This is a genomic window from Psychroserpens sp. BH13MA-6 (genome assembly GCF_052983595.1).
Map to the genome: position 1 here is coordinate 357,015 of NZ_JBRJGE010000003.1, position 20,726 is coordinate 377,740.

Here is a 20,726-nt window from a genome sequence, read left to right on the forward strand (position 1 = left end):
TGAGGTATTTGAAATTTATCGTAATTGTTGCCAGCTTGGTCACAACATGGTATACTTCTGCCCAAGACATTTCGTTGTTCCAACAGTTTAATGGTCGCTACGACTATACGGCCATCGGAAATACCTTAAATCCGTTTGAAAATAATTTAGTTGACAGTTTTTGCTTACCACTTGATGCTTCTAGTGCAACACTGAATCTTGCACCAAACACCAACATTGTGGCTGCATACTTATATTGGGCTGGTTCGGGAACTGGAGACACGAATGTGGATCTCAATGGCATCCCTTTTGAAGCCATCGAAACTTATACCGTTGATTATATAGAACCTGTGACAGGTGCTCTCACCTATTTTTCTTGTTATGCAGAGATTACTGACTTTATCATCTCTGAAGGTAACACGACCTATACCTTATCTAATTTAGACATCTCAGAAGCCTTAAATGGCAATCCCAGATACTGCACGAATCGAACTAATTTTGCAGGTTGGAGTATCTACATCATATACGAGGATGATACGCTGCCTTTAAATCAAATCAATCTTTATCAAGGCCTTGAAATTATAGATCGCAATACGCAATCTAAGACCATTCTGATAGACAACTTAAATGTGATTGACAATGATGGTGCCAAGATTGGTTTTCTAGCCTGGGAAGGAGATAACGCTCTTAATTATGGTGAAAGCCTTTCTATAAATGATAATTTGCTAGCCAATCCTCCATTGAATTTCAGTGACAATGCCTTTAACGGCACAAATAGTTTTACTAATTCCAATACATTTTATAACGCCGATTTGGACGTCTACAATATTCAAGATAATATCAGTATTGGTGACACCAATGCAGTCGTCAAAATGACGACGGGCGGATTTGATAGTTTTGGGAATTTTCAAGCAGATTTGATTATCATTAACAATATCATTACCGTATTAAATAGTCAGTTACCCGATGCCACGATTACATTAGATGCATATGTGTTGAATTGTGGTGATCGCACGCTTGAAATCGATTATACCGTATTCAACACTAATAGTACGGACGTCTTACCCGCGAATACTCCCATAGCTTTTTATGCCGAGGGGCAACTTATCGGACAAAGTGTTACTCAAAATGACATTCCCATTGATAATTCCGAATCCGGAACGATTTTATTGACCATCCCAGAGACGCTTGGAGATACCTTTTTATTAGAACTTCGAGTAGATGACGATGGATCTGGAAATGGAACCGTTAATGAAATTATAGAAATTAATAATCTTGATTCTGAGCTTATAGAGTTACTCGTGCTTCCAGAAATTCAAATTCTGGATAATATAAACAGTTGCAACGAAGGGTTTAATTCCGCGACATTTAATTTAGTTGCCTATTTTCAAGAGGAAGTAGCTGACAGTTCTGACCTTCAGTTTTATGAAAATTTGGAAGATCTCGAATCTGACCAAAATAGTATTCCGAATCCAGAATCCTATGCCAGTATTAGCAATCCTCAAACGGTGTTTGCTAAAGTGGAAAACCAACCTTGCTATGATATTTACCAGTTTGAATTATCTGTAGAAAACTGTCCGCCTTTTGTTCCTGAAGGGTTTTCTCCTAACAATGATGGCGTTAATGATTGGTTCAATATACAGGGCCTTTACGATATTTTTGAATCGCATGAACTGAAGATTTTTAATCGTTACGGCACCCTCATTTTTGAAGGTGATAACGATCTTAAATGGGAAGGCCAGATTAATAGAGGCCTTAACAATCATGGTAAACTCGTGCCTGTAGGTACCTATTTCTATGTATTGTCTCCAAATGATTCCGACTACCCTCCTTCTGTTGGATGGGTTTATGTGAATTACTAATACAACTTACATTTACCGAAATGTTAAAATTTAATGCATTTCATCGTATATTTTTGTATTTAGTCTATTTTAGACCTACTTTCGACCTCAATGTAGATATCAATATATAATAAGCCCCAAAACTGTTGTTATTGATACCCTAAACTTAACCGCTTACAAATGACATATTTACAAAAATCCCTCAACATCTTCGCATGTCTTTTGTGCTGTATTGGTAGTGCACAACAAATTAGTATCAACGATTCATTTTCCGAACAAGAATTAGTAACTAACAACCTTATTCAAGGCTGTGTGGAAATATCCAATATTGAATCTGTCGTTAACGGACAAATTAACGGCTTTAATAGTTTTGCCTATTTTGAACAAGCTGGTTCCGATTTTCCTTTTGAAAATGGTATTATGCTAGCAACAGGTAATGCAGTTTCAGGTGGTAACGTTGAGAATACAGCCGTCTTAAATGAAGGCCAGACCAACTGGACGACCGATGCCGATTTAGAGGCGGCACTTGGAATTTCTGGGACCCTAAATGCCACATCTATTGAGTTCAATTTCATCTCAGTTGCCAATCAAATACAATTCAATTACATCTTAGCTTCCGAGGAATACTTTGGTAATTTCCCGTGTGAATACTCCGATGGTTTTGCTTTTTTGATCAAAGAGGCTGGCACATCGGATCCTTATACCAATATTGCTGTGATTCCAGGCACCACAACACCTGTCAACACCAATACAATTCATGATGCTATTGTAGGATTTTGTGATGCTTCCAACGAACAATTTTTTGAAGGGTACAATTTAGGAGATACAAATTATAATGGTAGAACCACCGTCATGACCGCTAGTGCTTCTATTGTACCTAATGTGGAATATCATATCAAATTAGTCATAGCCGATCAAACAGACAGAAATTACGATTCTGCCGTTTTTATTGAAGGAAATAGCTTTAATGCCACGGTGGACCTTGGTGAAGATATTCAAACCTGTGCTGATACTGTCACACTAAATGGTAATATTGAAAATCCGCTAGCCACCTATTCTTGGTATTTAAATAATAACCTGATTACTGGTGCAACCCAGCCAACATTGGATGTGACACAAACAGGAACTTACCAAGTGGTGATTGAAATTCCTTTATCTGGATCTAATTGTACTATTGAAGACAACGTTTCGGTGACCCTAAGTTCCACCCAATCGGCAGCAGCTATATCAGATTATGCCATCTGTGATGATATCAGTGCTGATGGTATTGAAACCTTTGATTTATCCACGAAAGACTCGGAGGTGCTAGCTTCTGTTCCCGCTTCCACATATAGCATTAGCTACTATTTGTCTGCGACAGATGCAGAAAATGATACAAATCCGATAGCAGGAACCATTCAAAATACGTCTAATCCACAAACGATTTTTATCCGAATTGAAGACATTACCAACGGTTGCTTAGCTTTTCAAAATTTTAATTTAGTTGTAAATCCTTTGCCAGAATTTACACAACCCACGCTTTTGAGCGTATGTGACGATGCTATTTCTGATGGATTTACAACAATCGATCTTTCTCAGTTGGATAATGACATTACCAATAACAATCCTGACTTGGTGGTGACTTACCATCATACGCTTGCCGATGCTAGTAGTGCTAACAATGCGATTCCAATGCCGTATGTGAACACCAACCCTAATGAATCACTCTTCGTTGGAATTACCAATACGCTCACAGGATGTACGTCAACGACATCCTTAGATATCGAAGTACTGAATAACCCAGAAATCAATACGGACGAACATTATTTGGATGCTTGCGATAGCGATCATGACGGATTTGCAAACTTCGATCTTACATCGGTTATTGACGATGTTCTAGAAGGTCTTACAGGTGTGAATGTCTCATTCCACCTTACACAGGAAGATGCTAGTACAGGAAGTAATCCTATCGCGAATGATAACAATTATGCCAATATCGAAGAATCTGTACAAATCGTATTTATTAGAGTTGAAGATCAAGTGACAGGTTGTGCAAGTACCACGCCAATAGAGTTACACACTAATTTATTGTTATCAGCAACAAATATTAGAAACTATAGTTTATGTGATGAATTTAACGACGGTATTGAACAATTCAGTCTTTCAAATATCACGCTGAATATTATTGGTGATCTTGAAACAATCATGGGCTATGACATTGATATTGCTTTTTATTTAACAGAAGAAGACAGAGATAATGAGGTGAATGCTATAGATCCCAATGCACCTTTTGAACCAACGTCAACACCACAAACATTATATATTACCATCACAAGTCCAACCTGTCAAGAAGTCGAAGACATTGAGCTGCACTTATTCCCTATCGTTGAATTTGAGCCTATAGATAGCCAAACTGTTTGTGACACGGATCAAGATGGATTGACACTGATTGACCTAACGCAATACGATATCTTAGCGACTAATGGTCAACCAGATTTCACAGTAACGTATTTTGCCTCGGAAATCGATGCCAATGAGAACACTAATGCGTTGCCAGCCTTATATACCAACATACAAAACCCGCAACAATTTTATACAAGAATCACGTTTGGTCAAACAGGATGCTCAGACATCAATTCGTTTGAAATTGAAGTTTTACCGGCTCCTTCAACCAATCAAGCATCAGATATTATCATTTGTGATGATGATATGGACGGTCTATTCATCGTGAATTTAGATACTAAAATTGATGAACTGGTTAACGACACAACCGATAGAGTCATTACGTTCCATAATACGTTGAATGACGCAGACAATGCTTCAAACACCATTAGTAATACCACGAACTATGCGGCAAATACCCAAACGATTTTTGCTAGAATTGAGAATACTAATACCAGCTGTCACACGGTTGAAAGCTTTGAAATCATTGTAAATACACTTCCAGAGTTTAGCGCTATTTCCAACTATAAGATATGTGAAAACAAGAGTGACGGGATTGGTGATTTTATATTTCAAACCAAGGATACAGAAATTTTAAACGGCCAAACTGGAAAGGAAGTGCTTTACTTCAGAAATCAGAATGATGCCGACAACAATGCTAATGTCATTGATAAAACGGTTGCTTTTCAAAACACCACAAATCCGCAAACAATCATCGCAAGAGTTCAGAATATTACAGATAGCGATTGTTACGATACAACATCGTTCATCATTGAAGTAGGTACAAATCCTGTATTTAATGCACCTACCGATTGGTTTGTATGTGACGATATTGCCAATGACGGCAGTGAGACGTTCGATTTGAGTCTGAAAGCGAATGAAATAGCAGAAGGAATAACTGAGACACTAGATATTTCCTTTTATACCAGTCTGGCTGATGCAGAAAATTTAAGTAATCCCTTACCTACTATTTATACCAATGTAACAAACCCACAGCAACTATTTGCTGTAATCGATAATGGCACCATTTGTAATTCTATTACCAGTTTTGAGTTGAATGTTATTCAAGTACCTGAAGTGAACTTAGCACAACCAATTGTGATGTGTGATGATAATTATGACGGCATCGTTGAATTCGACCTCACACAATCTGAATTCGAAATTCTAGACGTGAGACAAGATGATATTACGGTGACCTATTTTGAATCCGTGGCAGACCTTGAAACTGACAACAATCTCATAGCAGATCCTGCACACTATACCAACACAAGTAATCCGCAAACTGTTTATGTCAAAGTAACGAACACTATTTCGAATTGCTATGCGGTCATACCTGTCGATCTTATTGTGAATCTTCCTCCTGTTATCAATGATTTTATAAGCTATGACATTTGTGATAATGCCGACAGTAGTTTTGACTTGAGCATTATTGAATCCATTGCCGTGGACGATACTTCGGATAAAGCCTTTAGTTTTTACAGTTCTTTGGCCGATGCTGAAACCCTATCAAATGCTTTAGACCCTAATTATACCTACAGCACTTTTAATGACACCATTTTTATTAGAGTGACACATACGATTACCGATTGTTCTGCCATTTACAGTTTCAACTTAATGGTAAACCCATTACCCATCACCAATCAACCTGATGATTTACAAGCATGTGACGATAGCGCTAATGACGCTGTTGAAAGTTTTAATTTATCAAATCAAGCGCCTCAAATATTAGGAAATCAATCAAGTACAAACTTTACTGTAAGCTTTCATTTAAACGCATTAGATGCTCAAAATGCTTCCAATCCGTTACCTGATAATTATACAGGTAATCACGAGCAAACCATATTTGTTCGCGTCGAAAACAACGCGACAGGTTGCTTTAACACCACGCAATTTGATTTAATTATAAATGCACACCCTAACAGCCCTAACCCATTGTTGATCTGCGATGACAATCCAGATGGTCTCACTACTTTCGATTTAACACAATCTGAAATTGACTTGTTCAGCGGTAACAACCCAGATAATGTAATTAGCTATTTTGAATCCTTAGACGATTTACACAACGACCAAAATGTTATTTTAGATCCAACATCTTATGAAAACACATCGAATCCGCAAACCGTCTTTGTGAAGGTCTACAACACAATGGCTAATTGCTATGCTTTTGTAAACTTAGATTTAGAAGTAAATTTACCGCCTGCTATCAACGCCTTCAGTAGTTATCAAGCTTGCGAAACGGTGGATGATACCATCGATCTAGGAAACATCAATTCTGACTTGTTAGAGCAAACAGCTAATGTGCTAGTGAGCTATTATGCTTCGGAAGCTGATGCTCTCAACCAAATGAATGCTTTGGATAGCAGCTACAGTTATCAAAGTCATAACGACGTCTTGTACGCAAGAGTGGAATTTTCAACAACACATTGTTATACCATTCATGAATTCACCTTAGAGATCAACCCATTACCTATCGCTAATCCACCTTCAGATTTGGAAGCTTGTGACGATGATTATGATGGAATTTTCAGTTTCGACTTAACACAGCAAAATGCTGAAATTCTCGGGTCTCAAAATCCCAATAATTATACAATTACCTATTATTTAGACCTTTTATTGGCGGAAGAAGGCGACTTAAGTATTGGTGATCAATATGAGGCAATGCATAACGACATTATATATGCACGTATTGAAAATAATAACACAGGTTGTTATGATATCACCCAATTTTCAACAATTATTTATGAAAAGCCTTTATTAGATATTGGTGACCAGGTCATTTGTTTAGATAACTTGCCTTTATTAGTAAGTGCTAACACCAATCAATTAGGCGACAGCTACACGTGGTCAACAAATGAGACAACTCCTGAAATTGAAATCACTGAAACAGGAGTCTATTCAGTAACCGTCACCTCTGCCAACGGATGTGAGACAACTGAAGTTTTTACCGTATCGGAGTCTGAATCTGCTAACATAGAAATCACTGAAACCGTTGACTTTTCAGATCCTAATAATATCACTGTAACCGTGAGTGGTATTGGAAATTACCTCTATCAATTAGACAATAATGCACCACAGGAGTCGAGCACTTTCGAAAACGTAAGTCTCGGTTATCACACCATCACTATTATTGATTTAAATGGTTGCAACGAAGTATCTAAAGAAATCGTCGTGATTGATGCGCCAAAATTTTTCACACCGAATAACGATTCATACTTTGATACTTGGCACATCACAGGTGTAGAAACCTTAACAGGTACCATGGTTTATATTTATGATCGCTATGGTAAACTATTAAAAACACTAGATTCTAACGATAAAGGTTGGGATGGATTTTACAACGGTCATTTAATGCCTGCCAATGATTACTGGTTCGTTGCAGATGTTAAAAAAGGTGCTATTCAGTTTCAAGTAAAAGGTCATTTTTCTTTACGCCTCTAAGGACAATCTTAACACTTTTTTAGAAACACCCAGGTTATCTATATGTATCTTTGCAATCGGAAAAATTGCAAATGAAAATAATTATTAAAATTATATGCCTTCTATTTACTTTGAGCCTTTCAAGTCAAAGTATCACCGTAGATTCCCAAACTTATAGTGCTCAGGAATTGATTGAAGACATCTTAATTGATAGTGATTGTATTGACAATATTACAGTCACAAATGTGGTTGGTGGTGATTTTAATGGCTCCGATCAAAGCTTCGGTTATTTTGATGGCACTGGGACAAGCTTTCCTTTTAGCTCCGGAATTGTAATGAGTACAGGTCGATTATCAAATGTGCCTGGTCCTAATAATTCTTTAAGTGACGATAATGCGCCAAATTGGGGAGGCGATAATGATCTTGAAAATGCCTTGAATGAATCGAATACTACCAATGCTACCATTCTAGAATTCGATTTCACTTCCGTTGCTACGGAAATTAGCTTTCGATATATTTTTGCTTCAGAAGAATACCAAGAAGGCAACCCAAATACTTGTCAGTATTCGGACTTATTTGGCTTTTTAATTCGACCAATTGATAATCAGCAGTATACTAATATTGCGCTAGTTCCAGATACGCAAACGCCAGTAAAGGTCACTACGGTACATCCTGAAATCCCAGGTGGCTGCGAAGCTCAAAACGAAGCCTATTTTGAAAGCTTTAATGGTGTAGATTCTCCCACCAATTTTAGTGGTCAAACCAAAGTATTAATCGCTACAGCGCAGGTTGTCCCTAACCAAACTTATCATGTAAAACTAGTCATTGCCGATGAGCAAAATTACAGATTTGATTCGGCCGTGTTTTTAGAAGCAGGAAGTTTTAGGTTATCTACAGATTTAGGTCCTGATCGACTTATTGCGAATGGTACCGCCTTATGCGGAGACGAAACCTTCAACATCCAAACCAATGATCCTGGAGCGAATAACACCTATAAATGGTTTAAAGATGGTGTTGAAATTACTGGAGAAACTAGTCCGAATTTAGAGGTAAACGCTGCTGGTGTTTATAATGTTGAAATTACGAAAAATGCCTGCGTGCTTTATGGTGAAATCACCATAGAATACGCACAGCTACCTGAATTATCTGATGCCATACTCATCGCCTGCGATCAAAACCAGGATGGCCTGACAACCTATAATTTGTATGATGCTGCCAATGACATCACCGGAGGAAATGCGTCAATCACAGGATTTTATACAACACTTACTGATGCTGAAGAAGAAAATAGTCCTATTCAAAACCCTAATAGTTTTAATAACAGTAGTCCTTTTCAAACTATTTATGTTCGTGCCGTCAATCAAGCGAATTGTGCTAGTACTGCCGAATTAGAATTACAAATTTCGAATAATACCATTACTGTACCTGATTTTGAAGTGTGTGACGATGATCAAGTTGATGGTATTTCAATCTTTAATCTCAACGACATTACGACATCCATAAACAATCAAATTCCAGCAGATGCAAGCGTGACATTTTACGCATCTGAAACCGATGCGTTTTCTGAGAATAATGGGTTGAGCGGTTCCTTTGAGAATACCATACCGTTCTCACAAACCCTTTTCGTAAAGGTTGAAAGCAATCAACAGTGTTACGCCATTTCAACTGTGAATTTAAAGGTCTTGTATACGCCACAACTAATGGAAGATGAAACGCTTATTTATTGCTTAAACAGTTTCCCAGACACCCTACAATTACAAGGAGGCGTCCTGAATGATGCGCCTAACAACTATTATTATGAATGGTTGTTCAATGGTAATACAACACCTGTCAATACCACATTTAATAACATTAATGAACCTGGCGTTTATACTGTTATTGTCACCGATCCGAACGGCTGTTCTTCAAGTCGGAATATAACCGTATTGGCTTCCAATGAAGCCACGATTGAGACTGTAGATATTACCATAGGACAAAACAACAATACGGTCAGTATTTCAGTAAATGGTGAAGGCGATTACGAATACGCCTTAGACGATTCCGAATTTCAGAATGCATCCGTTTTCACGGATGTCTCACCTGGTTTTCATACGGTGTTTGTTAATGATATTAATGGCTGTGGATTGATTGAGAAAACCATATCGGTTTTCGGTTTCCCAAAATTCTTTACACCCAACGGTGATCCTTTTCATGAGCGTTGGCAAGTTTACGGTGTCAATTCAGAATTCAATGTCGGCACCGATATTAAGATTTTTAATCGCTACGGAAAATTATTGGCGCAATTCGATAATGAAAGTCCGGGTTGGGACGGGACTTTCAAAGGCCGTCCTTTACCCAGTGATGATTACTGGTTTGTTGTCACATTACCTAACGGCAGAACATTTACAGGCCACTTTGCGTTGAAACGTTAATTGATTAACTTTACCAATCGACCGATGAAACGGTCCCTCATGAATTAGATAATCACTATAAGGGCAAATACTGAATAATTATTCAGGTGATAACATATGAAATTCAAAGTCAAATCAGATTTTAAACCCACTGGCGATCAGCCTCAAGCCATTCGGCAATTAGTTGAAGGTATACAGACCAATGAAAAGTATCAAACCCTTTTGGGTGTAACTGGTTCTGGTAAAACCTTCACCGTTGCTAATGTCATAGAAGAGGTACAACGACCAACTTTGGTACTGGCTCATAATAAGACCTTAGCGGCTCAGTTGTATTCGGAGTTTAAGCAATTTTTCCCTGATAATGCTGTCGAATATTTCGTGTCATACTATGACTATTACCAACCAGAAGCTTATATACCTGTGTCAGGCGTTTATATCGAAAAGGACCTTTCCATAAACGAGGAAATTGAAAAAATGCGATTGAGTACAACCTCTTCCCTATTATCTGGACGACGAGATGTGATTGTCGTGGCTTCGGTATCCTGTTTATACGGTATTGGGAATCCTGTTGAGTTTCAAAAAAATGTCATTTCCCTAGAAATAGATCAGGAGATTTCAAGAACTGAATTATTACATCGCTTGGTTCAAAGTTTATATTCCAGAACTGAAGCGGAATTTAACCACGGAAATTTCCGTATTAAAGGTGATACAGTAGATGTATTCCCAAGTTATGCGGATGATGCTTTTCGGATTCATTTCTTCGGAGATGAAATTGAAGACATTGAACAATTCAATATTCAAACCAATGAAGTCATAGAGCATTATGACCGACTCAATATTTACCCAGCCAATATGTTCGTGACCTCTCCTGATGTTTTGCAAGGAGCGATTCGCGAGATTCAAGACGACTTGGTCAAGCAATATGATTATTTCAAGGACATCGGTAAGCATTTAGAGGCTAAACGCTTAAAGGAGCGTACGGAATTTGATCTGGAAATGATCCGTGAATTGGGCTACTGCTCTGGTATCGAAAATTATTCAAGATACTTAGATGGCAGACTACCAGGTACGCGACCATTCTGCTTACTCGACTATTTTCCTGATGATTACTTAATGGTCGTTGATGAAAGTCATGTCACAATCTCACAAGTGCATGCCATGTATGGTGGTGATAGAAGTCGTAAGGAAAATCTTGTAGAATATGGTTTTCGGCTTCCTGCCGCCATGGACAACCGACCTTTAAAATTTGAAGAATTTGAATCCTTGCAAAATCAAGTGATTTATGTAAGTGCGACGCCAGCCGATTATGAGCTTCAAAAAACGGACGGTATTTATGTAGAACAAGTGATTCGACCAACAGGCCTTCTGGATCCTATTATTGAAGTGCGCCCAAGTCTAAACCAGATCGATGACCTTATTGAGGAAATGCAACAGCGTATTGAGAAAGATGAGCGTGTATTGGTGACGACGCTCACAAAGCGAATGGCAGAAGAGCTCACCAAATATTTGGATCGCATTCAGATTAGATGTCGTTATATTCATAGTGATGTTGATACTTTAGAGCGCGTTGAAATCATGCAAGATTTAAGAAAGGGCTTATTTGACGTCCTCGTTGGGGTAAATCTCCTTCGTGAAGGCTTAGATTTGCCAGAAGTGTCTTTAGTGGCTATTCTGGACGCAGATAAAGAAGGTTTTTTACGTTCAACACGATCGTTAACTCAAACAGTAGGAAGAGCGGCTAGACACTTAAATGGAAAAGCCATCATGTATGCGGATAAAGTGACCAACAGTATGCAAAAAACCATCGACGAAACCAATTATCGTAGAGAAAAACAAATAGCCTATAATACCAAACACAATTTAACACCTAAGGCCTTAAATAAAAGCCTAGATAATGCTTTGTCTAAGAATTCAGTGAGTACCTATAGTTATGAACTCGAAGCGGCCAAAGCTGCAGAGCCAGAAAGTGACTATTTATCCAAGAGTCAATTGGAGAAGAAAATAAAGGAAAAACGTAAAATGATGGAGCAAGCTGCTAAAGCTCTAGACTTTATAGTAGCAGCACAATTACGCGATGAGATCAAAGCCTATCAAGAGAAACTCGAAAAACTGAAAGTTTCTTAATTATATTGCACCTTAAAGATATCTATCAAAAAGTCTGGTGGTACTATTTTATTCGGAAAACTTTCCATTAAATCCAAAACCCGATTGATAGATTCATGGCTAAGACCCATTCGCAATCCGAAGTTATGCAATTTGACTAATTCTTTATTAGAAATTTGATGATCGAGGTTCATTAATAAAACCAATCTATGAAATTGCACAATGCGTTCACTATGAGTTTTTAAATGTACATAGGTCACAGGATGCTTGAACAAATAGTCAAAATCTTCTTTTGAAACTTCGAGTTGTTTGGCAATACTCGCCAAAAATTTATATTCAATGGATTTTATATTGTCATCAGTTTGTGCAAAAGCTATCATTTCTGATAATAAACTTAATTTTTCTACACGATTTATCATAGCTGAGGGATTCATGTTTTATACTTTTATAAATTTAATTAGTTTCTTTAGGTTATAATCCTTGATAATTTGTAGGTTGTCGAAAATTTGAATGCTATTCATCGTACTTTTCTTACTTTCATACAATATAACTTTATAATATACTGTTTTTCAATGGTTTAAAAAATGTTTACCGTTCATCGATTTTTTCATATTAAAATTTTATTATCGATGAACTGCACATCACAAAATCATTTTATTTTATGTACTTTCGTTATATCAAAATGACAACCTGCCACAGTTCATAAAATTCGATTCATAAAAACGTTTTTTTGTTGATGACATCAATTACTTGACAATAAAGGACTGTAGACAGAAGCTAGAAGGAATCTATGACTAATAATGATATATTTAAGAAACTCAGGGTCGCACACAAATTAAGGGATGATGATATTGTAAAAATCTTGGCTCTTGTAGATTTTAGAATTTCCAAAAGTGAGCTAAATGCCTTTTTTAGAAGAGAAGACCATCCCAATTATATGGAGTGTGGTGACCAAATCCTGAGAAACTTCCTTAACGGATTGATTATTCATTTGCGTGGCCCAATGCCAAAACCGCAAAAAAAGAAGTCTTAAATTATCAATCTCACAAAAATAGGGCGTCTATAGCCATTCTTCAGAATTGAATAGTAACTTGCACTGTCCAAATGTTACCTTATGTTCGAAAGTGCTTCTAAGAAAAAAGTTGTTCCAAATATTTCAGATGCTGAAATCAACGCCTTAAACCTAAAGTATAAACCCTTATCTGCAACACAGCGCATCGAACAATTGTATAAGGATTTTCATGTGTCTGAGGTCATGCTAACGAGTTCCTTTGCTGCAACATCGGCATTTTTATTGAAATTGTTTTCAGAAGTAAATACTTCACAAGAAGTCTTTTTTATTGATACAGGTTATCATTTTGAGGAAACCCTCAAATATAAAAAGGCGCTTACAGAACGATACGGATTGAATGTATCTTCCATTAGTGCCATAAAAGAAGAACATGAATTTACTACCAACGATGAAACGTGGAAAAAGAACCCTGATTTTTGTTGTTCAATTAATAAGGTCAAGCCTCTGGATGTTATTAAAAACAAATACAAGGTTTGGGTGTCTGGATTGATGGAATGGCAAAGCGACCATCGATCAACCTTAAACATATTTGAGTTACGTGGCGACATTCTAAAATTCTATCCATTGTTAGATATTACCAAAGAAAAGCGCGATGATTACATAAGGACCCACAATCTACCCTTTCATCCGCTCGTCGCAAAAGGCTATAATTCTATTGGTTGTAAACATTGTACGGTTCCAGGTGAGGATCGTAACGGTCGATGGAATAATAATCCTAAAACGGAATGTGGTTTACACCTCTAATAACAATAAAAAAGCGCTCACAAGAGCGCTTTTTTTATATGTTCTAATCACTATTAGATTAAGCTAATACTTGCTGTACTTTATCCGCAGCTTCTTGAAATTCTGTTGCGCTCAATACATCCAATCCAGAATTATCAATTAATTCTTTAGCAATATCTGCGTTCGTCCCTTGGAGACGTACAATAATAGGAACTTCAATATTTCCCATATTTTTATAAGCATCGATAACCCCTTGTGCCACACGGTCACAACGAACGATTCCTCCAAAAATGTTAATTAAAATGGCTTTTACTGCAGGATCCTTCAAAATAATTTGAAAAGCTGCTTCTACACGTGCAGCATCTGCGGTTCCACCAACATCCAAAAAGTTAGCTGGTTCTCCTCCTGCTTGCTTGATTAAATCCATAGTTGCCATCGCTAACCCTGCGCCATTCACCATACACCCAACATTACCATCAAGATCCACATAGTTGAGACCTTTCTCTCCAGCTTCCACTTCGATTGGGTTTTCTTCGCGTAAATCACGTAATGCCGCCAAATCTTTATGTCTAAATAAGGCATTATCATCTAAGGAGACTTTAGCATCTACAGCCATAATCTTATCATCACTAGTCTTCAATACAGGATTAATTTCGAATAAAGAAGAATCTGATTCAACATACGCTTTATATAAGGATGTCACGAATTTAGTCATATCCTTAAATGCAGCACCAGACAATCCTAAGTTAAACGCCACTTTACGCGCTTGAAAGGGAAGAATTCCAGTTGCTGGATCAATCTCTTCAGTAAAAATTAAATGTGGTGTTTCTTCTGCAACGGTTTCGATATCCATACCACCTTCGGTAGAATACATAATCATATTTCGACCATTAGCTCGGTTCAATAATACCGACATGTAATACTCTTCAGGTTCAGAATCTCCAGGATAATAAACATCTTCAGCTACTAATACTTGGTGTACTCGTTTACCTTCAGCAGAAGTTTGAGGCGTGACCAAATCCATACCAATGATTTGATCTGCGATTGTTTTAACCTCATCAAGGTTTTTTGCCAACTTGACACCACCACCTTTTCCACGACCACCTGCGTGAACTTGTGCTTTAATCACATGCCAACCAGTTCCTGTATCTTCAGTTAATTTCTTAGCTGCTTCAACGGCCTCATCAGCATTTTGCGCTACAATTCCACGTTGAATACGTACGCCAAAACTACTTAACAATTCTTTTCCTTGATATTCGTGTAAATTCATTTGGTTTTGAAATTTTAGATTCGTTTTCCGAAGTCATTTTTAATGACCACAAAAATAAACATACTTATAGTTTTAACCAATAGTTTTTAATATTGATTTCATGGCTTAGCCATACCTTCTGTCACGAAATAGCACAAAACACAGTTATGCATCGGGAAAACCGTTTAGTTGTGCAATCGTTTGATGACTGAAAAAGCTTTGTCAACAGCATGATCCTCAACAACAATCGTAAATTCATTGGTAGTAGAAACAACTTCGTATAAGGTGATGTTTTCCCAAGCTAAGCGTTTAAAAATTTGATAATACAAACCTGCTATTTTAGAATTCCCTTTGGGTAAGGCAATGCTTATGGCTGATAATTGGTCATGAAAACCAATTTGGTTTTCATTTTTAAAAGCTTGATTTACATGCTCTGTTTCTGAGGTTGAAATGATAATGTTACTTTCAAAAATGCCACGTGTAAAAGCATAAAATATTTGATGGTTGGCGCCAATTTTTTCAAGTATTTGCGAATGACTATGTATCAATGATTTCGAATTTTGAAAGGTAAAATCACTAAGATTAGACCTGACAGTAATGTCGCCTAAATTATTAAACACAGATTTGAGGGCTTTGGAATTCTTAAAATTCATTGGGACTTGGTATCGTCTTAAAGCCATCATAATGGCACCATCTTTAACAGGTTTCCGCAACATGTTTGATATGGGCTGGTTGAGATCTTTAGCCAAGGCTGAAAAATTGATAATGTCTCGTGACAAACCTTCTTCAAGAAAAGGACTAGACAGAATGATCTCCTGCACGCAGGATGCAATAGTCTTCATTTTGTTAATTATTTAACATATTGTGTAAATTTAGCAAATTTTTTTCATTTTTATGTTTAGCTATCGTGAGGCTATTATTTTTGCCCTTCGTTTATCTGAATTTTAAGAAACTATCCATGGAACACAACACTTTACTACAAATAGCAGAAGAATTTGGCAGTCCAGTATACGTATATGATGCTGAAAAAATAAAGCATCAATATCAACGACTCACCTCAGCCTTTAGTAAAGTCAAGCACTTAAAATTGAACTATGCGGTTAAAGCCTTATCTAACATTTCAATTCTTAAAATTTTCAATCAATTAGGTTCTGGCTTAGATACGGTGTCTATTCAAGAAGTGCAATTAGGCTTGAAAGCCGGATTTAAGCCGGAACAAATCATTTATACGCCAAATGGTGTATCACTCACCGAAATTGAAAAAGCGGCTAAATTAGGTGTACAAATCAATATTGATAATTTATCTATTTTGGAACAATTTGGCACCAAGCATCCAAAAATTCCAGTATGTATACGTATCAACCCTCACGTCATGGCTGGTGGTAACACGAATATTTCCGTGGGTCATATTGACAGTAAGTTTGGTATATCTATTCATCAAATCCCACATTTACTCAGAATTGTAGAGAACACTAAAATGAGCATTAATGGTATTCACATGCATACAGGTAGTGATATTTTAGACATTGATGTGTTTTTGTATGCCAGTGAAATTTTATTTGATACCGCCAAAAATTTTAAAAACTTAGAGTTCATTGATTTTGGGTCAGGATTCAAAGTGCCTTATAAAACAGGAGATATTGAGACCAACATTGAAGAATTAGGGAATAAACTCACGAAACGCTTTAATGCCTTTTGTAAGACTTATGGAAAACAACTGACTTTGGCGTTTGAACCAGGAAAATTTTTAGTGAGTGAAGCCGGTTATTTTCTTACTAAAGTCAATGTGGTCAAACAAACTACTTCCACGGTATTTGCACAAGTAGACTCAGGGTTTAACCATTTAATTCGTCCGATGTTATATGGCTCGCAGCATGAAATCATTAATATTTCCAACCCGAAGGGTCGTGAACGTTTTTATTCTGTGGTTGGCTATATTTGTGAAACCGACACCTTTGCGAACAACAGGCGCATTAACGAAATCACCGAAGACGACGTGCTTGCCTTTAAAAATGCAGGAGCGTATTGCTTTTCTATGGCGTCGAATTACAATTCTAGATATAGACCTGCGGAAGTGCTATGGTATAACAATAAGGCGCACTTGATTAGAAAAAGAGAGACTTTTGACGATATTATACATAATCAAATCGTCATAGATCTGTAGTCCTTTGTCGTAAGGTACCTATTAAAAACTATAGATTCCTATAAAAAATCAAACCGTTACTTCCTATATCATAAATCCCAAACTCCCGAGTACCCCAAACGGTATCCTTTAAACGTGTGTTACTATGAAAAACATCCTTTTCTTTTAGTTCATGAAATAGGGCATCGACATTTTCAACGTAAATTCGCAATAAAGGCCTGTCGATGTCAATCTCCCATTCCTTTTCGTCGTGCCATTGTAAATGAATTTCAATACTATCCCTTGTTACGCCACCATACTTTGGTTCATCACCTGCATCTTTAAAAGCGACACTAAACCCAAGTCGTTCCACATAATACGCTAATGCTTCGGTCACATTTTTGACGGGTAGCACTGGATGAATTTGTTGTAAATGACTTGTAGACACCACCTATTGTTTTACTGTTCCACTAAAATGATTGACTTTAGGATTAATAGGGTTTCCTGAAGACCGTCTGTATGAGGCTATCTGACCGCAGTGCCATATCGCATCTGCGATTGGACCGTTCACTTGGTTCCAAAATGGAAACTCGTTATTTCCGAAAATGATCTTAAAGTCTGAAATATCTGTACGTTTTCTCAATAAATCTGCAGCACGCTTCAGATTATTCAATATTTCTCCTCGTTTTGCATCGTAAGACATTTCAACTGGTTCGCGTTTTGAATTCGCCTGCTTTAAGGTTGAATTAAGAATAACGTAAGACAAATCCAAGATATGATCTATGGTTTCAGCAGTCGTTCTACTCGCCTTGCTTGGTTTGAAGTTTAAATCGGTTTCTGTAAGTCCGTCACTAGCCCAATAAAATCGAAATCCAAGCGCATCAATCATTCGGGCGGCCATGGTTCCAGCTGTATAGGTTTCAGCGTATTCTGGTAATTGGTAATAGGGTAATTCTTTTGATGCCGACTCCTGTGAAAACACTAAGGAAGACGAAAATAGCAGACCTACTAAAATTGTTGTTTTCATGACAGAAGGCTTTATTTAATCTCTTAGTTGTTCCTGGTTTGTAATCGTTTCCGTGCCATATTTATCTATCAAATACACTAATGCTGTCATGGTAGCAGCTCCTAATTCCAATTCGCGTTTATTGACGTGTTCAAAGGTGTCATTTGAGGCGTGGTGATGGTCAAAATAGCGCTGGGAATCGGGACGTAATCCTGCCAACACCACACCATCATCCTTCAGTGGCCCAATATCTGCACCACTACCTCCTTTTTCAAAGTAATGAATTAAATACGGCTTGAATAAGGACTTCCAGCTTTCAATCTTAGCGAACATAATATCGCTACAATCAAAGCTAAATCCTCTAGGCGTGAAACCACCTGCATCACTTTCGAGTGCAAAGACATGTTTTTCATTTTTGGACTTAGCAACTTCAGCATATTTTCTTCCGCCTCGTAATCCATTTTCCTCATTCATAAAAAGAACAGCCCGAATGGTTCGTTTTGGACGAATCCCACTTTCTTTCAAAAGCCTAAGTACATCCATAGATTGAACGACACCAGCACCATCATCGTGCGATCCATCTCCAAGGTCCCAAGAATCTAAATGTCCGCCTACAATAATGATTTCATTTGGAAATTCACTACCAGTTATTTCACCGATAACATTATAAGATTGCACATCAGAAAGTTGCTCACAATTCTGACTAAAAAAGAATTTTAGATCGGCGTCTAAGGCAAGCATCCCACTTAATAATTCGGCGTCATTGGTACTAATCGCAGCGGAAGGAATGCGCTGATTATTTGATAAATCCCCGTAACTCATGCTGCCTGTATGCGGAAAATCATCCAAACGTAAATTCATTGAACGAACAATCACACCAACAGCTCCATATTTTCCAGCTTCGCGAGCACCAGAATAACGCTGATCGACACAACCTCCATACGCTTCGAACGTACTGATTAAATCGGCTTGCATCGGTCTATTAAAAAAAACGATTTTGCCTTCTATGTTTTGCTGTCCTAGTGTTCCTAATTCATCGATACTTTTGACTTCAATCACCTTCGCTTTTACACCGCCATTTGGTGTAGCTATAGAACCACCTAAAGCACAAATATTGACACTAGTTGTTTGTCCGGGAGCCGTTTCGATATACGCAAATTCAGGTGCACCTCTTACCCATCTTGGCACCATTACTGGTTGTAACCAGACTTTATCCAGACCTAGTTTCTCAAACTCTTCTTTAGTGTATTGTATCGCTTTTTCTGCGTTTAACGAACCTGACAATCGTCCTCCAATTTGATTGGACAAGTGATCTAACCACTGATAGCTCTGACCATTGGTTAAGGAGTTTGTATAAATTGTTTTGATGTTTTCGGCGTCGCTTTGCGCCGATAATTGGAATGTCGCAACTAAGAATAAAGTGGTTAGGATAAACTTCATAGAATTAAATTTTCATTGAAGTTAAAGATAGTATTTTATCTCAAGTCCTTTTATAAAGTAGTCTTAAAAATCGGTTATTTACTCTTTTTCAAGCTGCTTGATGTAGTTGTCAAGATTAGCCTTAACATCTGGTTCAAGTTCAGGCTCCTTAATATCCGTGAATTTGATCAAATGGTCATACATGGTCTTAGCCACGATATAACGTGCTGTTGGCTTATCATCACTCGGAATTGCATACCAAGGTGCATGTGGTTTAGATGTTCTGTTAATTGCATCTTCATAATATTTTTGGTACTCGTTCCACAATTCACGTTCATCGAGATCACCAGGTGAGAATTTCCAATTTTTACTAGGCTTATGTAAACGTCTTAGCAAACGTTGTTTCTGTTCATCTTTGGAAATATGAAGGAAAAACTTAAAAATGATGGTGCCATTTTCAGCAATGTGCTTCTCGAAATTATTGATTTGTTCGAAGCGTTTATCCCAGAAAGAGTCGTCAACATCATCAATAGAGTTGACGTCAGGCAAAAACTCTCCCAAAATGTATTCCGGATGCACGCGCGTCACTAATACATTTTCATAATGCGTTCGATTAAAAACACCGAATTTCCCTCTGGCTGGCAAGGCCAAATAATGTCGCCATAAATAATCGTGCTTGCGCTCCAATTCTGTTGGGACTTTGAAACTATGAACCACAACACCTCGACTATTAAAATCCTTAAAAACTTCGCGAATCAAACTATCTTTCCCAGCAGTATCCATGCCTTGGATACATACGAGTACAGCATACTTACCATGTGCATAAATAGTATTCTGAAAATCGCCTAATTCTTCACGAACTGATTCTAATTGTCGCTCAATTTTTTTCTTTTTAGCCTCCAAGTCAAAGCTCGTTGGTACATCCTTAAGCTGAACTTTACTTGTGATTTTGAATTGATCTGTGTTTAATTCCTTCATAATTTT

Annotated in this window: 14 protein-coding genes; 7 read left to right on the top strand and 7 right to left on the bottom strand. The window is 37.4% G+C overall.

Annotated features, from left to right (window positions below; translation table 11 throughout):
- The first annotated feature begins 8 nt into the window (after nt 1-8).
- The 4 genes from ACU8DI_RS08615 (at nt 9) to uvrB (ending at nt 12,172) form a co-directional block, all read left to right on the top strand.
- On the top strand, nt 9-1,841 hold the full coding sequence (locus tag ACU8DI_RS08615; protein ID WP_447112362.1) for a gliding motility-associated C-terminal domain-containing protein: 1,833 nt from the start codon (nt 9-11) through the stop codon (nt 1,839-1,841).
- A 159-nt stretch (nt 1,842-2,000) separates the two neighbouring features.
- Nucleotides 2,001-7,679 carry a choice-of-anchor L domain-containing protein gene (locus ACU8DI_RS08620; protein ID WP_447112363.1) on the top strand — a complete coding sequence of 1,893 codons (5,679 nt, stop codon included), beginning with the start codon at nt 2,001-2,003 and terminating at the stop codon, nt 7,677-7,679.
- A gap of 71 nt (nt 7,680-7,750) precedes the next feature.
- Nucleotides 7,751-10,069 carry a choice-of-anchor L domain-containing protein gene (locus ACU8DI_RS08625; protein ID WP_447112364.1) on the top strand — a complete coding sequence of 773 codons (2,319 nt, stop codon included), beginning with the start codon at nt 7,751-7,753 and terminating at the stop codon, nt 10,067-10,069.
- 96 nt (nt 10,070-10,165) lie between these two features.
- Nucleotides 10,166-12,172, top strand: coding sequence for an excinuclease ABC subunit UvrB (gene uvrB, locus ACU8DI_RS08630; protein WP_447112365.1), 2,007 nt, complete (start codon nt 10,166-10,168; stop codon nt 12,170-12,172).
- Here the strand turns inward: uvrB and ACU8DI_RS08635 are convergent.
- A complete protein-coding gene (locus ACU8DI_RS08635; RefSeq protein ID WP_447112461.1) occupies nt 12,169-12,570 on the bottom strand; it encodes a TerB family tellurite resistance protein in 402 nt (133 codons plus the stop codon). The two genes, uvrB and ACU8DI_RS08635, sit on opposite strands and share 4 nt — an antisense overlap.
- Nucleotides 12,571-12,941: 371 nt before the next feature.
- Here ACU8DI_RS08635 and ACU8DI_RS08640 point away from each other — a divergent pair, with 371 nt between their 5' ends.
- Together ACU8DI_RS08640 and ACU8DI_RS08645 are read left to right on the top strand one after the other, a co-directional pair.
- Complete coding sequence (locus tag ACU8DI_RS08640) at nt 12,942-13,184, top strand: DUF1456 family protein (RefSeq protein WP_447112366.1); 243 nt, start codon at nt 12,942-12,944, stop codon at nt 13,182-13,184.
- Nucleotides 13,185-13,265: 81 nt separating this feature from the next.
- Nucleotides 13,266-13,967, top strand: coding sequence for a phosphoadenylyl-sulfate reductase (locus ACU8DI_RS08645; protein ID WP_447112367.1), 702 nt, complete (start codon nt 13,266-13,268; stop codon nt 13,965-13,967).
- A 58-nt stretch (nt 13,968-14,025) separates the two neighbouring features.
- Here ACU8DI_RS08645 and sucC read toward each other — a convergent pair whose 3' ends face one another.
- On the bottom strand, nt 14,026-15,216 hold the full coding sequence (gene sucC / locus ACU8DI_RS08650; protein WP_447112368.1) for an ADP-forming succinate--CoA ligase subunit beta: 1,191 nt from the start codon (nt 15,214-15,216) through the stop codon (nt 14,026-14,028).
- A 164-nt stretch (nt 15,217-15,380) separates the two neighbouring features.
- Complete coding sequence (locus ACU8DI_RS08655; protein ID WP_447112369.1) at nt 15,381-16,037, bottom strand: hypothetical protein; 657 nt, start codon at nt 16,035-16,037, stop codon at nt 15,381-15,383.
- Between the two features lie 116 nt (nt 16,038-16,153).
- Between ACU8DI_RS08655 and lysA the strand changes: the two genes are divergently transcribed.
- A complete protein-coding gene (gene lysA / locus ACU8DI_RS08660) occupies nt 16,154-17,359 on the top strand; it encodes a diaminopimelate decarboxylase (RefSeq protein ID WP_447112370.1) in 1,206 nt (401 codons plus the stop codon).
- Nucleotides 17,360-17,387: 28 nt separating this feature from the next.
- Here lysA and ACU8DI_RS08665 read toward each other — a convergent pair whose 3' ends face one another.
- From ACU8DI_RS08665 to ACU8DI_RS08680, 4 genes are all read right to left on the bottom strand, one after another.
- Nucleotides 17,388-17,765 carry a glyoxalase superfamily protein gene (locus ACU8DI_RS08665; RefSeq protein WP_447112371.1) on the bottom strand — a complete coding sequence of 126 codons (378 nt, stop codon included), beginning with the start codon at nt 17,763-17,765 and terminating at the stop codon, nt 17,388-17,390.
- 3 nt (nt 17,766-17,768) lie between these two features.
- The gene (locus ACU8DI_RS08670; protein ID WP_447112372.1) at nt 17,769-18,344 is read right to left on the bottom strand and encodes a hypothetical protein; all 576 of its coding nucleotides are present in this window, start codon (nt 18,342-18,344) and stop codon (nt 17,769-17,771) included.
- A gap of 15 nt (nt 18,345-18,359) precedes the next feature.
- The gene (locus ACU8DI_RS08675; protein ID WP_447112373.1) at nt 18,360-19,763 is read right to left on the bottom strand and encodes a M20/M25/M40 family metallo-hydrolase; all 1,404 of its coding nucleotides are present in this window, start codon (nt 19,761-19,763) and stop codon (nt 18,360-18,362) included.
- A gap of 78 nt (nt 19,764-19,841) precedes the next feature.
- Nucleotides 19,842-20,720, bottom strand: coding sequence for a PPK2 family polyphosphate kinase (locus ACU8DI_RS08680; protein ID WP_447112374.1), 879 nt, complete (start codon nt 20,718-20,720; stop codon nt 19,842-19,844).
- Between the last annotated feature and the right edge of the window lie 6 nt (nt 20,721-20,726).

Bases quoted from the DNA above. Each gene is read 5' to 3' on its own strand.
- ACU8DI_RS08620 (WP_447112363.1), top strand. From the start codon at position 2,001: ATGACATATTTACAAAAATCCCTCAACATCTTCGCATGTCTTTTGTGC.
- sucC (WP_447112368.1), bottom strand. From the start codon at position 15,216: ATGAATTTACACGAATATCAAGGAAAAGAATTGTTAAGTAGTTTTGGC.
- ACU8DI_RS08645 (WP_447112367.1), top strand. From the start codon at position 13,266: ATGTTCGAAAGTGCTTCTAAGAAAAAAGTTGTTCCAAATATTTCAGAT.
- ACU8DI_RS08635 (WP_447112461.1), bottom strand. From the start codon at position 12,570: ATGATAAATCGTGTAGAAAAATTAAGTTTATTATCAGAAATGATAGCT.
- lysA (WP_447112370.1), top strand. From the start codon at position 16,154: ATGGAACACAACACTTTACTACAAATAGCAGAAGAATTTGGCAGTCCA.
- ACU8DI_RS08675 (WP_447112373.1), bottom strand. From the start codon at position 19,763: ATGAAGTTTATCCTAACCACTTTATTCTTAGTTGCGACATTCCAATTA.
- uvrB (WP_447112365.1), top strand. From the start codon at position 10,166: ATGAAATTCAAAGTCAAATCAGATTTTAAACCCACTGGCGATCAGCCT.
- ACU8DI_RS08625 (WP_447112364.1), top strand. From the start codon at position 7,751: ATGAAAATAATTATTAAAATTATATGCCTTCTATTTACTTTGAGCCTT.
- ACU8DI_RS08640 (WP_447112366.1), top strand. From the start codon at position 12,942: ATGACTAATAATGATATATTTAAGAAACTCAGGGTCGCACACAAATTA.
- ACU8DI_RS08670 (WP_447112372.1), bottom strand. From the start codon at position 18,344: ATGAAAACAACAATTTTAGTAGGTCTGCTATTTTCGTCTTCCTTAGTG.
- ACU8DI_RS08680 (WP_447112374.1), bottom strand. From the start codon at position 20,720: ATGAAGGAATTAAACACAGATCAATTCAAAATCACAAGTAAAGTTCAG.
- ACU8DI_RS08655 (WP_447112369.1), bottom strand. From the start codon at position 16,037: ATGAAGACTATTGCATCCTGCGTGCAGGAGATCATTCTGTCTAGTCCT.